We start from the raw sequence: 15,041 nt of genomic DNA on the forward strand, positions 1-15,041 counted from the left end.
CCTTATTTCGGCGTGATTTCGTTTATCTGGCGCCCATCACCGAGGAGCATGGCCATTTTGCGTCCTCCATCCATGGTTTCCAACGTAATGCGCGCGATAATGGTCAAGGGGACCGAAAGCAGCATCCCCACGGGCCCCATCAGCCAGCCCCAGAAGATCAGGGAAAGGAACACCACCAGCGTAGAAAGCCCCAGCCCACGGCCCATGATCCGCGGTTCCAGCATATTACCGATGATCAGGTTGATCAGAATATAGCCCGCAGCCACCACGGCCGCATCGGCAAAGCCGTTAAACAGCAAAGCCTGGATCAGCGGCGGAATAGCGGCGATGATCGAACCAATATTGGGCACATAGTTGAACATGAACGCCATCATGCCCCAGATAAAGGCAAAGCGAACGCCAACCCAGCTCAGAAAGCCCCAGACGATCAGACCAGTTGCCAGGCTGATGGCGGTCTTGATCACCAGATAGTGTGTGACCCCTTGCAAGGCCCGGCGGATAGTGGCCATCCCTTCGGTAGGATTATCCAGCGCCTGCTGCAGCTTAAACGGCAATACCTTCACCTCAAACAGCATAAAGACCACCGTCATCAATAACAGGAAGATGCTGGTCATCGCCCCGGAAAGGTGTCCCAGCAGGCGAGTCACCAGGTTCATGGTGGCACCAGGGTCGACGTATTTGACCACCGCATCTGCCGAGAAGGTAATATCCAGATTGAGGCGTTGTGCCTGGTATTGCAGTTCACCCAGCTTCTCCAGCATCATGCCCCGATACTGCGGCAAGGAGCGAGCAAACTCATTTAATGAAGCACCCAGCATACCGATCAAGGTCAGCAACAGCACAACGATGGCAATCACCAACAGCGACACCCCCAGCGCTCTGGGCACACGAAAGCGTTCCAGTAACAGCACCAACGGGTTTAACACGATGGCCAAGAACACCGCCAGCAGGAATGGCACCACAATATCTGCCGCCGCCTTTATGCCAGCCAGGATCACCACCAGCATGGCCAGCATCATGATCAAACGTAGCTTGCGGTCATTAAAATCGGGTATGCCCATGAAATTTCCTTGTGTGATACAGGCCCGCCAGAGCCATTGATAAATACATGTTAGCAAATTATTCCTTGCTGTCGCAGGCATATTAGCCTCAAGTAGCTGAAGGAATTAAATTAATCCTGGTTGGCAGGGCGAGCAAATAATAGGCGCTAGTCGTTATTCATTTATTTGCCAAGATTTCTGGTGGTATTTACGAAAAATGACAAAAGCTGACAATGAAGAATAAAATTGATAGATTTCAATTGGCCAGTGCCTCCCCAATATTGCCCAAAAAACCCTCTCTCCAACGATTCCTTTGACCAACTTGCTACAACTCAAACAAATCTACTGATTAATATTTTTATGATGTTACTTAGTTAAATTTATTATTGATTTATGTTTCTTAAAGTTTAAGTATTGCTGTCGGTAAATGAGTTTTGTAAGGAAAACTGATGCTCTGGAAAAATACCGCCGACCGCTTTGGTCACGTTTCTGTGCTGATCCACTGGCTGGTAGCGCTGACCGTTTACGGCATGTTCGCCCTCGGATTATGGATGGTGACACTGGGTTACTACGACGTTTGGTATCACCAGGCGCCGGAGATCCACAAAAGTATTGGCACGCTGCTGTTTATCGTCATGGTGGTACGAGTGGTTTGGCGCTTTGTCTCACCGCCGCCCAAGCCTCTGGCCAGTTATAGCCGTCTTACGCATATCAGTGCCGTGCTTGCGCATATCGCACTCTATACCGTGCTGTTCGCCATCCTGATCAGCGGCTACCTGATCTCGACCGCCGATGGTCAGGCAATCAGCGTATTTGGCTGGTTTGACGTACCGGCCAGCGTGACCGGTTTGCCACAGCAGGCCGACACCGCCGGGGCTATCCATCTTTATCTGGCTTGGGCCGTCGTCGTGCTTTCGGTACTGCACGCCCTGGCTGCGCTTAAACATCACTTTATTGATGGTGATGTTACTTTAAAACGGATGCTGGGTCGCAGCACCGATTAACCCTTTGGATTTATGGAGATATTGCTATGTTGAAGAAAACCGTATTAGGCCTGGCCGCGGGCGCCCTGCTGTTGAACGCAGGTTCCGCTCTGGCTGCCAATTATAAAATCGACAAACAAGGCCAACACGCCTTTATCGAATTCCGCATCCAGCACCTGGGCTACAGCTGGATTTATGGCTCTTTCAAAGATTTTGACGGTGGCTTCACCTTCGACGAAAAAGACCCGGCTAACGATAAAGTCAACGTAACCATCAACACCGCCAGCGTAGACACCAACCACGCCGAGCGTGACAAACACCTGCGCAGCGCCGAGTTCTTGAACGTCGAAAAGAACAAGCAGGCTACCTTTACCTCTACCGAAGTGAAAAAAGACGGTGAAGGTTATGCCGTAGTCGGCAACCTGACGTTGAACGGCGTAACCAAGCCGGTCACACTGGCAGCCAAACTGGTCGGCGAAGGTAAAGATCCTTGGGGCGGTTACCGCGCCGGTTTCGAAGCCAACGGTAAAATCAAGCTGAAAGACTTTGGCATCACCACCGACCTCGGCCCGGCTTCCCAGGAAGTTGAGCTGATCATCTCGGTCGAAGGCGTTCGCGAGAAGTAATATATTCTTTATACAACAAGGGCGCTGAATTTCAGCGCCCTTGTTTCTATCCTACGTGCAACACCCTACTCTTTCGGTTCTGGGATATGCATGGTGGTTTGCAACAGCCCTTTGGACTTATTGAAGATTTTTACGCCATTCTCGCGGCCAGCCCGGCGGGCTCGCTGTTCTTCACGCGGTAGTTTCAGCTCTTCACGGCAGGTCTCGCTGCAACAGCCAGCAAACTTCTCGGCACAGCTTGGGCACTGGATAAACAGCAGATGGCAGCCGTCGTTCAGGCAGTTGGTGTGAGTATCACATGGCGCACCGCACTGATGGCAGTTGGCAATCACGTCCTCTGAGATACGTTCCCCCATGCGTTCGTCAAACACAAAATTCTTGCCGATGAACTTCAGTGGCAACCCTTGCGCCTTCGCCTGGCGGGCATATTCGATAATACCGCCTTCCACGTGATAGACGTTTTTGAAGCCATTATGCAGCATATAGGCGCTGGCTTTCTCACAACGGATCCCACCGGTACAGTACATGACAATATTTTTGTCTTTCTGCTCCTGTAGCATCTCCACCGCCATCGGTAGCTGATCGCGGAACGTGTCGGAAGGCACTTCGATCGCCTTCTCAAAGTGCCCAACCTCGTACTCATAGTGGTTGCGCATATCAACGAACACCGTATTCGGATCGTCGATCATCTGGTTAACGCGATCGGCCTGCAGATACTCACCCACATTGGCTGGGTTGAAGGTCTCATCTTCAATCCCGTCGGCCACAATACGTTCACGCACTTTCAGACGCAGCACCCAGAAGGATTTGCCATCGTCTTCCAGCGCAATATTCAGGCGTACCTGATCCAGAGCCGGATGCGAAGCAAACAGCACGGCTTTGAACGCGTCAAAGTGACTCTGCGGCACGCTGATCTGCGCATTGATACCCTCTTTGGCCACATAGATACGGCCAAACACCTTCAGTTTATCGAACTGAATATACAGGCTATCGCGAAATGCCTTGGGGTCGTCAATGGTGAAATATTTATAAAAAGAAACTGTGGTGCGTGGCTCGGCTTCGGCCAGCATACGCGCCTTCAGTTCCTCATTAGAAATTCGGTTATGTAACACTGGCATGGTGTACTTTCCTGTCTTTCGGGAGGTGACTGATTGAGTGCCCACGGGCCGTTAGCCCGCGCGCGGCGCACATGATACCCGAAAAGAGACGGCAACACAGCATTAACCCAGCGGTAATGATTTCCGCACAAAGCTTGACGTTATTGGCAAATACCGATAAGCCTAGTGCACGTTTTAGCAACGAATTTTGACGGACCATGAGGAAATTATGAGCCAGCTGTTTACGCCGATCACCCTGGGGCTACTGCGATTGCCTAACCGCATCATTATCGCTCCCATGTGCCAGTACTCTGCCGACAACGGTAAAGCCACAGAATGGCATACGATGCACCTCGGCCATCTGTCCCTTTCCGGGGCGGGTTTGCTGATTGTGGAAGCCACTGCGGTTTCACCGGCAGGACGTATTTCTCCGGGGGATCTGGGCCTGTGGGACGACGCTACCGAACAGGCACTTGCCGACGTGGTTCAAGCGGTGAAAAAACACGCCACCATGCCTTTGGGGATCCAACTGGGGCATGCTGGCCGCAAAGCTTCTTGCGCCCTTCCCTGGCAAGGCGGTGCCCAGTTGGCCAAGAGTGAGGGAGGCTGGCAAACGCTCTCTGCCTCTGCCCAGCCCTTTAACCCTCAGGATGAGGCTCCACAGGCCATGAGCCTGGAGCAAATTGAGCAGTTAAAGGCACAGTTTGTTGCAGCGGCACGGCGCGCCGACCGCCTCGGCTTCGATCTGATCGAACTGCACGGGGCACATGGTTACCTGTTACACCAGTTCCTATCTCCACTGGCCAATCAGCGCACCGATCAATACGGCGGATGCCTGCAAAATCGTATGCGATTGTTGCTGGAGATTTTCAGCGAGGTACGGGCGGCGTTCCCGGCCAATAAAGCGCTTGGTGTGCGGATCTCCGCGAGTGACTGGGTTGAAGGAGGCTGGGACGAACAGCAGTCCGTTGAGCTGACCAGCGCCTTAAAGGAATTAGGCTGCGATTACATTCATATTTCCAGCGGCGGCCTGTCGCCGCAGCAAAAAATCCCGGTGGGGCCGAACTACCAGGTACCGTTTGCCGAAACCATCAAGCATAAAGTGGGGATGCCAACCATCGCCGTGGGGCTGATTACCGAACCGGAGCAGGCAGAAGCGATCGTTGCCACCGGTCAGGCCGATATGGTCGCACTAGCGCGCGGTATTCTCTATAACCCCCGCTGGCCGTGGCACGCGGCCGCCAAACTGGGGGCCCAAGTGCAGGCTCCGCCACAGTATTGGCGTTCTGAACCACACCGGGTGAAAGGATTATTCAAAGACCATTAAAACGGCCTCAAGCGGGTGTTTAGCGCCCGCTTGACCATTCAGTCGCCCCAGAGATAATCGCACCCGCCAACAGCCCAATCCCCGCTACGGCTAGCAAAGGGTTGTACTGCATATAAGCTCCAAGACAGCCAAGCAACCCACCGATCACCAATAGCCCTGCGCTTAACCATGATGCCCACATAGTTACCTCCTGAATCAATAAACGCATGAAACACTGCCTGAGCTATAGGTCGATTCTTACTTATTTTGACGAAAAAACCAGCAACCGCACCTGATTTAAACCTAAATAGGGTGTTTTAATGCGGTGAGTTTTCCTGTTACATAAGAAAAATGTCACAATACGCTACTATAAACGACAGAAAACCATCGCATAGACCGAGTCGTTCAAGCAACCCGTGGTCAGCAAAAAATTCTTATGGCGACCCGCAACTCGACGTGTCTACGCATCTTATCTGTTATTACTGTTAAATGACTGCTTCTAAGCTGAGAACCCATGACGCAAGTTCCTTCTTTCAATCGATCTTTACTGCATCCACGCTACTGGCTTACCTGGTTTGGCATCGCCCTACTCTACCTGCTGGTCCTGCTGCCATACCCAATTATTTATCGTTTGGGGACCGGGCTGGGTCGCTTTTCAATGCGTTTCCTCAAACGCCGGCGAGCGATAACCGAGCGTAACCTGGAACTGTGCTTTCCGGATATGCCAAGGGCCGAACGTGATGCGTTGATCACCAGGAACTTCGAATCCGTGGGCATGGGGCTGTTTGAAACCGGCATGGCCTGGTTCTGGCCCAACTGGCGTATCGAGCGCTGGTTCAGCGTCAGCGGCCTGGAGCACATTCAAAAGGCACGGGACAATCATCAAGGGGTGCTGCTGATCGGCCTGCATTTCCTGACGCTGGAGTTGGGTGCTCGTATCTTTGGCATCCACAATCCGGGGATCGGCGTTTACCGTCCGCACGACAACAAGCTGATGGACTGGCTACAGACCTGGGGCCGTATGCGCTCGAACAAATCCATGCTGGATCGTAAAGACGTCAAGGGGATGATCCGCGCCCTGAAACAGGGTGAGATAATCTGGTACGCACCGGATCATGACTACGGCCCGCGCAGCAGCGTGTTTGCCCCGCTGTTTGCAGTAGAAAAAGCAGCGACCACCACCGGCAGCTATGTGTTGATACGCATGGGGAAACCGGCGATCATTCCCTTTACGCCACGCCGCCTGCCAGAAGGCAAAGGGTACGAACTCATCATGCAGCCAGCGGTGGAAAATTTCCCGCTGGATAACGAAGTCGAGGCTGCAGCCTTTATGAACAAGGTGGTAGAAAAAGAGATCCTGATGGCGCCGGATCAATATATGTGGCTTCACCGCCGCTTCAAGACCCGCCCAGAAGGTGAGCCTTCTCTCTATTAATCACTACGGGCCGAGATGGCCCGCATGATATTGTCATTTTCCCAGCAAACAGGAGCTGCTATGTATATCGTCAGCCTGACCTACCACCGCCCGATTGAAGAAGTAGAAAGCCATCTTGAAGGGCATATCGCGTGGTTGAAGCACCATTTTCAAGCCGGCAGCTTTATTGCCTCTGGCCGTAAGAACCCACGTACCGGCGGCGTGATCCTGGTAAAAGACATGGAGCGCACCAAGCTGGATGCCATCCTGGCAGAAGACCCCTTCGTCGCCGTGGCCAATTATGAGGTGACAAACGTCGCTCTCACCACTACCAGCGCCGGATTCGAAGCCTTGGCCGGTGCCTGAACCCCTCGTTCCCGCGTTGTCCTGCGCGGGAATAATTGTCATTCTCCGTTTTAAAACTTTATTTCATTTTCACGCAAAATCACACGACTGCTCAATTGATAACCTGCGTTATTAAGCGCATACTTACCAGGCTAACTTTTTTTTGCCTTGCGCAATCGCCAGGCATCTCTTCCCCGCACGGAAACCTATGGCCCCGGCAGCAGAACCTATCAATTGGCAACGTAACCTGTTCATCACTTGGCTGGGCTGCTTTCTGACCGGTGCGGCCTTTAGTCTGATCATGCCGTTCCTGCCGCTGTACGTTGAAGCGCTTGGCGTTACCGGCCATCAGTCGCTGAATATGTGGTCCGGATTGGTATTCAGTATTACCTTCCTGTTCTCCGCTATTGCCTCACCGTTCTGGGGCAGTCTGGCCGATCGCCGTGGGCGTAAGCTGATGTTGCTACGTTCTGCGCTGGGAATGGGCATTGTGATGGTGCTGATGGGCATGGCGCAGAACATCTGGCAGTTTCTGGCACTGCGCGCGGTGCTGGGGCTGCTCGGCGGCTTTATTCCCAACGCCAATGCGCTGATTGCTACCCAGGTGCCGCGCCATCGCAGCGGCTGGGCGCTGGGCACTCTATCGACCGGCGGCGTCAGTGGTGCCCTGATTGGCCCATTGATTGGCGGTTTGCTGGCTGACCAATATGGCCTGCGCCCGGTGTTCTTCATCACCGCCACGGTGCTGTTTATCTGTTTCCTGCTGACGCTGTTCTGTGTGCGGGAACAGTTCACTCCGGTGCAGAAAAAAGACATGCTGCATGCACGCCAGGTATTTGCCTCGCTCAAAAGTCCCAAGCTGATCCTCAGCCTGTTTATTACCACCATGATCATCCAGATCGCCACAGGCTCGATTGCCCCTATCCTCACGCTTTACGTGCGTGAACTGGCGGGCAACATCAGTAATCTGGCGTTTGTCAGCGGTTTGATCGCCTCAGTACCCGGCGTTGCCGCCTTGATGAGTGCGCCGCGGCTGGGCAAGCTCGGCGACAGGATCGGCCCAGAGCGGATCCTGGTGTTTATGCTGGTGATTTCCGTGCTGTTGCTGATCCCGATGGCCTTTGTCCAGACACCGTGGCAACTCGGCGTATTGCGTTTCCTGCTCGGTGCTGCCGATGGCGCACTGCTGCCTGCGGTGCAAACCTTACTGATCTACAACTGTACCAATCAGGTTGCCGGGCGAATATTCAGCTATAACCAATCTTTCCGGGATATCGGCAACGTTAGCGGCCCACTGCTCGGCGCTGCCGTATCTGCCAGCTATGGATTCCGCGCGGTATTCTGCATGACAGCGCTGGTGGTGCTATTTAACGCGTTCTATTCCTGGTGGTGTCTTCAGCGGCGGCCAGCCAGAATGCGTGAAGACACGTTGCAAGAAGAGTAATAGCGCTATTTATCGCCAGTTGTTCTGATAAATATTACCCAAGCCCCGTTTCCCTTACTTTTATTATTGTTACCATCCCGCTTCACCCCTGCCTCAATACCTAAGCATAATATTATTAACACCTTGTTTTTAGACATAAAAATTACAATCAGAGCAATAAACCACCTGTCAATGGAAATAACGCCACAACCAACATAAAAACCAATAAAGTAGATGTTTGTCGACTTTTCGTCTAAAAAATGGGATACAGGTACTAGACAAAGCCACCATTCAGTTATCAAATGGTTAAATAATATCACGCCAGAAGTAACATTCTGACCAAGTGAATAAAATGGCCTGCAGGGTTTTCAAGCTTAATAGGCGCTGCGGCTGAGGATTTGTCAGGTAATCCGCATCAGCGGGATTACCTCACTTACAGACACAGACATACCACAGTATCTGCTGCCAGCGCGCAGCACATTATATTGGGAATATTTTATGCAATCCTCTGTTAATCAGAAAGAAAGCCGGACGTTCCTCGGCCATCCATATCCTCTCGGTTCGCTGTTCTTCACTGAAATGTGGGAGCGCTTCTCGTTTTATGGCATTCGTCCGTTACTGATCCTGTTTATGGCCGCCACGGTTTATGATGGCGGGATGGGGTTGGCGCGCGAAAACGCCTCGGCGATCGTCGGTATCTTTGCTGGCAGTATGTACCTGGCGGCACTGCCGGGTGGCTGGTTAGCCGATAACTGGCTCGGCCAGCAAAAAGCCGTTTGGTACGGTTCGATTCTGATCGCTCTGGGCCACCTGTCGATTGCCCTGTCCGCTATTATGGGCAACGACCTGTTCTTCGTCGGCCTGATGTTTATCGTGCTCGGTTCCGGCCTGTTCAAAACCTGTATCTCGGTGATGGTCGGTACCCTGTACAAGAAAGGCGATGCGCGCCGTGACGGTGGCTTCTCGCTGTTCTACATGGGCATCAACATGGGCTCCTTTATCGCCCCGCTGATTTCCGGCTGGCTGATCCGCTCACACGGTTGGCACTGGGGCTTCGGCATCGGTGGTATCGGGATGTTGGTGGCCTTGGTGATTTTCCGGGTGTTCGCCGTACCGGCCATGAAGCGCTATGACAGCGAAGTGGGCCTGGACTCAACCTGGAATAGCCCGGTTGCCAAGAAAAATGGCGTGGGTGCCTGGCTGATTGCGCTGGCCGTGGGCGTTGCCGCGATCGTGATTATGATCTCACAAGGCATCATCGTGATTAACCCGGTCGCCGTTGCCAGTATGCTGGTTTACGTCATCGCTGCCTCGGTCACGCTGTACTTTATCTACCTGTTCTTCTTTGCCGGCCTGAGCCGTAAAGAACGTGCGCGCCTGCTGGTCTGTTTTATCCTGCTGATTTCTGCCGCCTTCTTCTGGTCGGCCTTCGAACAGAAACCGACCTCGTTCAACCTGTTCGCTAACGATTACACCAACCGCATGATCGGCGACTTCGAGATCCCGGCGGTATGGTTCCAATCGATTAACGCACTGTTCATTATCCTGTTGGCGCCAATCTTCAGTTGGGCCTGGCCAGCTCTGGCCCGTAACAAAATCCGCCTGAGCAGCATCACCAAATTCGTGATTGGTATTCTGTTTGCCGCAGCAGGCTTTGGCCTGATGATGCTGGCCGCGCAACAAGTGTTGGGCAATGGCGGCGCTGGCGTGTCACCGATGTGGCTGGTGGGCAGTATCCTGATGCTGACGCTGGGTGAGCTTTGCCTGAGCCCGATTGGCCTGGCAACCATGACGTTACTGGCACCGGATAGAATGCGTGGCCAGATGATGGGCCTGTGGTTCTGTGCCAGCGCGCTGGGCAACTTGGCCGCGGGCTTGATCGGTGGCCACGTGAAAGCGGATCAGTTGGACATGCTGCCAACCCTGTTCGCCCGCTGCTCTATTGCGCTGGTGATCTGTGCCGCCGTGCTTATCCTGCTGATCGTCCCGATCCGCCGCATGCTGGAAAACACCCAGGGTAAAAGCGGTGACAAACCGGTCACGCACGCCTGATAGACACTAAGTAATCAGCCTTAAGCCAGCGCAAAGCGTTGGCTTTTTTTATGCCTGCCAGGCACGTGCTTGCAACACCACGCGATAACCATCCAAATCTTCAAACGTTTGCCCATGCACATCCCAATAAGGGTTATAGGCCTGCACTCGTTCAAAACCACTGGCTAGCATCCGATCGCAACTTCTCTGCCAACATGTTATTTCCGGCACATAAAATACCAACAGGTTGTCCTGTGTTGGTGCGCGCCCAACCAGCACACCGCGGTGATGAGTGAACTCCAGATGATAGGCATGGTGCGGATGACCAAGCATAATGCCATCGAACCCCTGGTGATCTGCAAACTCACCCAATTGTTCAAACCCCAGGCCCTGGCAATACATGTTGGCAATTGCGGCCAAATGGTCGGTGGGCCGGGCAATCCGTAATACCGCGTTGGCAAGATCCATATTTCCTCCCGTTGGCAAACACCTAGCCTAAGCCGTTTCATGGCAAAACGGCGTACAGGAAATGCGCTTTGCGGTAGCGGCAAGACATGGCATGCTGCAACAGACACGTCATCAGGATCCAGAGGAGAAACAATGCTGTTTAACGTCGATTTTCTCCCAGAGAATCAGTCTATCGTGCCATTTTCAAAGGACTATCAGGATGGTGATAGCGAACCGGATCACTGCCACAACTGCGCCCAACTGATCCATGGCCTTAGCGGCGTGGTACAGGTGAATACGCGCGTAGGCAGTTGGGTGGTTCCCCCAGGCCGTGGCGTGTGGTTACCGGCCAAAGTGGAACATAACCTGCGTTTTAGCGGGAACGTGGCGGCGCGCACGCTGTTCGTCGATCCCCTGGCCCGTGCCGATTTGCCTGCTCAGTGCCAGGTCGTGCAGATTTCTCCCTTATTGCGTGAACTGATTATCAGCGCGATGGATATTCAGCCCGGTTATCGGCCCGGCGGACGCGAAGAACGCGTTATGGAACTGATCCTCGATGAGTTGCGTATGCTGCCGATCCTGCCCCTGCACCTTCCCGAGCCACGCGATGGCGTCTTATTGGCCCTGTGCCAGCACATTCAGCAATCTTTGGCGCAGCCTTGGGAGTTGGAGCTGGCGGCGCAGCACATCAACGTCAGTGGCCGTACGCTGTCCCGTCGCTTCCAACGTGAGACCGGCCTACGCTTTAGCGACTGGGTGCGTCGTGCCCGCCTGCTGGCGGCGCTCAACGCCCTGGCCGCCGGAAGATCGGTGCTGGAGGTGGCTTTGGATCTGGGCTATGACAGCCCCAGCGCGTTTAGCGCCATGTTCCGCCGCCTGCTTGGTGTTTCCCCCAGCTCCTATTTTGCCCAGGCTCAGCCAGCGATCACGGCAAACAGCGGCCAGCCACGTTGAACAAAGCCTGGAGCGAGGCACTGGCCGAGTCGGCGTCAATCCCTACGCCGTAAATTGCCTCCCCCCTTGCTGGGGTACAACGGATGTAGGTTACTGCCCGGCTATGGCTCTGATGGCCCAGGGTGTGTTCATGGTAGTCGTCGATAGCCAGCACCAGGCCAAAGCGCTGGCATAACGCATCTACCGCGCTGGACAACAACCCATTACCGCTGCCTTGCAACTGCATGGGTTCCCCCGCCAGAGCCACCTGCGCCGTAAAGCTGTAAGCCGCCCCACCCTGGCTTTGCGTTTGATAGCTAAGCAGTTGCAAAAGCGGCTGTTCCACCAATCCGTAACTGTTGCGGAACAGTCGCCAGATTTCCGCCACCGTCATCTCCTTGCCGCTTTCATCCGTGGCCTGTTGCACCACTTTGCTGAAATCGATCTGCAAGCCACGCGGCAAGCGCAATCCATGATTCTGCTCCAGTAGCCAGGCGGCACCGCTCTTGCCAGACTGGCTGTTAACGCGGATCACCGCCTCATAGCTGCACCCCACGTCTGCCGGATCGAGCGGCAGATAAGGCACCTGCCATAACCCATCTTCACGCTGCTGTTGGGCGGCAAAGCCTTTCTTGATGGCGTCCTGATGCGAGCCCGAGAACGCGGTAAACACCAACTCCCCGGCATAAGGATGGCGCGGATGTACCGGTAACTGGTTGCACTGCTCCACCACTTCAACCACTTCCTTCAACCGGCTGAAGTCCAACCCTGGCGCGATGCCCTGGGTGTACAAATTGAGTGCTAACGTCACCAGATCGACATTGCCCGTGCGTTCGCCGTTGCCAAACAGGCAGCCTTCCACTCGGTCAGCCCCCGCCAGCATGGCCAACTCGGCGCAAGCGACACCGGTACCGCGATCGTTATGCGGATGCACGCTGATGGTCACCTGCTGCCGCTGGCTGAAGTGGCGACAGAACCATTCGATCTGGTCGGCATAAATGTTCGGGGTACTCATCTCAACGGTGGCCGGCAGGTTGATGATCATGGGCCGCTGGCGTTCAGGTTGCCACACGTCCGCCACCGCTTCACAGATTTGCAGGGCAAACTCCAGCTCGGTAAAGCAGAAGGTCTCCGGTGAATACTCGAAGCACCAGTCGGTTTCCGGATGCCGATCGCACCATTGGCGAATACGGCGTGCGCCATTCACCGCCAGCGCCACGGTAGCGGCCTTGTCCTGCTTGAAAACGATATCGCGAAACATCGGGGCGGTGGCGTTATACAGATGCACGATGGCACGTGGAGCCCCTTGTAACGACTCCATCGTGCGATCGATCAGATCGTCGCGCGACTGCGTCAGCACCTGGATTGAGACGTCATCCGGGATCAGCCGTCGCTCGATCAAGTGACGCACGAAGTCAAAGTCGGTTTGTGATGCGGAAGGAAATGCCACCTCGATTTCCTTAAACCCGCAGGCCAGTAACAGTTGGTAGAACTGTAGCTTGCGAGCGTTATCCATCGGCTCGGCCAACGCCTGATTGCCGTCACGCAGATCGCTGGAACACCAGCGCGGTGCCTGCTGCTGGGTGCGCCCCGGCCACTGACGATCGGGTAAATCGATGGCCGGGAACGGCCGGTACTTGCTTGCTGGGTTGGCTAACATCCTGATTCTCCTACAGACCAAAGGGTGTAGCCATTATTTCCTGCCCGTAGCCACACGTCTCCCGGCTGATGGACAACCATCGTCGCAAAACGGACAACAAAAAATTTGCATCCTGCGGCGATGCGACAACAATTAATGCTGGTGTTCCCCAACATGATTGAAAAAGGAGATGAGCATGAGCCTGTATGCCACGCTGGAAGAAGCGATCGAAGCCGCTCGCGAAGAGTTTATCGAAACGGCGGAAGGCGGCGATGATGAGCCGCCGGTACCTCAACAGTTTAACCTGCAAAAATACATCATGCTGGATGGCGACACGATGTGGCAGGCCGAGTTTTTCGAAGAGGAAGGTGAGTCCGTCGAATGCATGACGATGCGCAGCGGTGCTGCCGCCCAGGCCATTTTTGACGGTGACTACGACGAGATTGAGATCCGCGCCGAGTGGATCAACGAAAATACGCTGCATGAGTGGGAGGAAGGGGATTTTCAGCTCGATCCTCCACTGGATACCGAAGAAGGCCAGAGCGCTGCCGACGAATGGGATGAACGTTGAGCCAGTTGGGTGGGTGCCTGGTTGCCCACCCTCGCCTTGACGGCCCTGGCTACGCATTGCATGCTGCTACATTCTCCCCCTTTACACAGGCAGGTATCATGCTCATCAGGCAAGCGGTTCCCAGTGATTATCCCGCAATTCTGGCTCTACAGGCACAAAATACTCCTGAGCAACTTAGCCCCCAGCAGCGACAACAGGGCTTTATCGTCTCGCAGATGAACGAAAAACAGCTGGCAAGTATCAATAGCGGCCTGGGTATTTTGATCGCTATCGAAGAAGAACAGTTGGCTGGTTTTGTCTGCCTGATGCCAACCAACGCCCAACCCCGACCGCCGGTAGTGGATGCCATGCTGCACACGTTGGCTACACAGCGGTTTCAAAACCAGGCATTGGATCAACAACGGGTATTTCTGTACGGCCCGGTATGCCTGGGTGCCGATTGGCGGGGAAAAGGTGTGCTACGCCAGTTGTTTGCAGCGGTGAAAGCGCGAACTCAGCAGGATTTTGACGTTGGCGCGCTGTTTATTAATGAGGATAACCCGCACTCACTGGCCGCCCATGTCGCTGGCCTGGGAATGATGGCGTTGACCACTTTCCACTGCAATAACCAAAGCTATCAGCTGGTGGTCTTCGCTACTAATGGATAATAAATATCCTCCGGCATTGCCGGAGGTTTTTCATATGCGCCTCTAAGGCTCTCTTGCCAGCCGCGCCCTAACAGGCTCATCGCGATCTGGCATTTGCATCTATGGATTACTTACGGCCCGTAAACGGGCTACCTGGATACGGGATCAACAACTGCTCATCCATCTTATCCTCTTCCAATTGGTGCTTTATGTATTCTTGTATTCTGGCTGTATTTTTACCAACCGTATCAACATAATACCCTCGGCACCAAAACTCCCTATTACGGTATTTGAACTTCATGCTCATAAAGCATCAGGCTACTCTTTCCCTTCAGGTATCCAATAAAACCCGACACACTCATCTTCGGTGGGATTTCCAGAAGCATATGGATGTGATCCACACAGCATTCTGCTTCTAGAATATTCACACTTTTCCATTCGCACAGCTTTCTTAAGATGCTACCAATCGCTTTACGTTTTTCCCGTAGAACACCTGTCTTCGGTACTCTTAGCCGGGGTCTCACATTCCGACTTCAACAGAGGTCGGAAAGGACGATCCC

At 54.0% G+C, this 15,041-nt stretch carries 15 protein-coding genes and 1 pseudogene; 10 read left to right on the top strand and 6 right to left on the bottom strand.

What is annotated here, in order from left to right:
- Positions 1–2 precede the first annotated feature (2 nt).
- Positions 3–1,061 carry an AI-2E family transporter gene (locus ACX9GU_RS15955; RefSeq protein WP_473192184.1) on the bottom strand — a complete coding sequence of 353 codons (1,059 nt, stop codon included), beginning with the start codon at positions 1,059–1,061 and terminating at the stop codon, positions 3–5.
- A gap of 428 nt (positions 1,062–1,489) precedes the next feature.
- On the opposite strand from ACX9GU_RS15955, the gene ACX9GU_RS15960 reads away from it, so the two are divergent.
- Positions 1,490–2,044 (top strand): cytochrome b, encoded by a 555-nt coding sequence (locus ACX9GU_RS15960; protein WP_473192185.1) that lies wholly within the window; start codon positions 1,490–1,492, stop codon positions 2,042–2,044.
- Positions 2,045–2,070: 26 nt separating this feature from the next.
- On the top strand, positions 2,071–2,649 hold the full coding sequence (locus ACX9GU_RS15965) for a YceI family protein (protein WP_024528533.1): 579 nt from the start codon (positions 2,071–2,073) through the stop codon (positions 2,647–2,649).
- A gap of 65 nt (positions 2,650–2,714) precedes the next feature.
- Here ACX9GU_RS15965 and trhO read toward each other — a convergent pair whose 3' ends face one another.
- A complete protein-coding gene (gene trhO, locus ACX9GU_RS15970) occupies positions 2,715–3,767 on the bottom strand; it encodes an oxygen-dependent tRNA uridine(34) hydroxylase TrhO (protein WP_473192186.1) in 1,053 nt (350 codons plus the stop codon).
- Between the two features lie 208 nt (positions 3,768–3,975).
- On the opposite strand from trhO, the gene ACX9GU_RS15975 reads away from it, so the two are divergent.
- On the top strand, positions 3,976–5,073 hold the full coding sequence (locus tag ACX9GU_RS15975; RefSeq protein ID WP_473192187.1) for an NADH:flavin oxidoreductase/NADH oxidase: 1,098 nt from the start codon (positions 3,976–3,978) through the stop codon (positions 5,071–5,073).
- Between the two features lie 19 nt (positions 5,074–5,092).
- On the opposite strand, the gene ACX9GU_RS15980 is transcribed toward ACX9GU_RS15975, so the two are convergent.
- Positions 5,093–5,254 (bottom strand): histidine kinase, encoded by a 162-nt coding sequence (locus ACX9GU_RS15980; RefSeq protein ID WP_473192188.1) that lies wholly within the window; start codon positions 5,252–5,254, stop codon positions 5,093–5,095.
- Positions 5,255–5,566: 312 nt separating this feature from the next.
- Between ACX9GU_RS15980 and ACX9GU_RS15985 the strand changes: the two genes are divergently transcribed.
- From ACX9GU_RS15985 to ACX9GU_RS16000, 4 genes are all read left to right on the top strand, one after another.
- Positions 5,567–6,487 (top strand): Kdo(2)-lipid IV(A) acyltransferase, encoded by a 921-nt coding sequence (locus ACX9GU_RS15985; protein WP_473192189.1) that lies wholly within the window; start codon positions 5,567–5,569, stop codon positions 6,485–6,487.
- A gap of 60 nt (positions 6,488–6,547) precedes the next feature.
- Positions 6,548–6,832, top strand: a complete 285-nt coding sequence (locus tag ACX9GU_RS15990; protein ID WP_260515341.1) for a YciI family protein — start codon at positions 6,548–6,550, stop codon at positions 6,830–6,832.
- Positions 6,833–7,019: 187 nt separating this feature from the next.
- Complete coding sequence (gene mdtG, locus ACX9GU_RS15995) at positions 7,020–8,255, top strand: multidrug efflux MFS transporter MdtG (protein ID WP_024486559.1); 1,236 nt, start codon at positions 7,020–7,022, stop codon at positions 8,253–8,255.
- A gap of 477 nt (positions 8,256–8,732) precedes the next feature.
- Complete coding sequence (locus tag ACX9GU_RS16000; protein WP_037374874.1) at positions 8,733–10,286, top strand: peptide MFS transporter; 1,554 nt, start codon at positions 8,733–8,735, stop codon at positions 10,284–10,286.
- Between the two features lie 48 nt (positions 10,287–10,334).
- Here ACX9GU_RS16000 and ACX9GU_RS16005 read toward each other — a convergent pair whose 3' ends face one another.
- The gene (locus ACX9GU_RS16005) at positions 10,335–10,733 is read right to left on the bottom strand and encodes a VOC family protein (RefSeq protein WP_473192190.1); all 399 of its coding nucleotides are present in this window, start codon (positions 10,731–10,733) and stop codon (positions 10,335–10,337) included.
- Positions 10,734–10,865: 132 nt separating this feature from the next.
- Here ACX9GU_RS16005 and ACX9GU_RS16010 point away from each other — a divergent pair, with 132 nt between their 5' ends.
- Positions 10,866–11,666, top strand: a complete 801-nt coding sequence (locus ACX9GU_RS16010) for an AraC family transcriptional regulator (protein WP_473192191.1) — start codon at positions 10,866–10,868, stop codon at positions 11,664–11,666.
- Here the strand turns inward: ACX9GU_RS16010 and leuA are convergent.
- Complete coding sequence (gene leuA, locus ACX9GU_RS16015; protein WP_473192192.1) at positions 11,638–13,305, bottom strand: 2-isopropylmalate synthase; 1,668 nt, start codon at positions 13,303–13,305, stop codon at positions 11,638–11,640. The two genes, ACX9GU_RS16010 and leuA, sit on opposite strands and share 29 nt — an antisense overlap.
- A 175-nt stretch (positions 13,306–13,480) precedes the next feature.
- Here leuA and ACX9GU_RS16020 point away from each other — a divergent pair, with 175 nt between their 5' ends.
- Positions 13,481–13,855: a MysB family protein gene (locus ACX9GU_RS16020; RefSeq protein ID WP_024485685.1), complete on the top strand. Its 375-nt coding sequence runs from the start codon at positions 13,481–13,483 to the stop codon at positions 13,853–13,855.
- Between the two features lie 98 nt (positions 13,856–13,953).
- Entirely contained in the window at positions 13,954–14,502 is a 549-nt protein-coding gene (locus ACX9GU_RS16025) for a GNAT family N-acetyltransferase (RefSeq protein ID WP_473192193.1), read from the top strand.
- Between the two features lie 106 nt (positions 14,503–14,608).
- Here the strand turns inward: ACX9GU_RS16025 and tnpA are convergent.
- Positions 14,609–14,989, bottom strand: a pseudogene (gene tnpA / locus ACX9GU_RS16030) (IS200/IS605 family transposase); the annotation flags it as partial.
- Positions 14,990–15,041: the final 52 nt, after the last annotated feature.

It is taken from the genome of Serratia sp. K1WW1 (genome assembly GCF_055790865.1).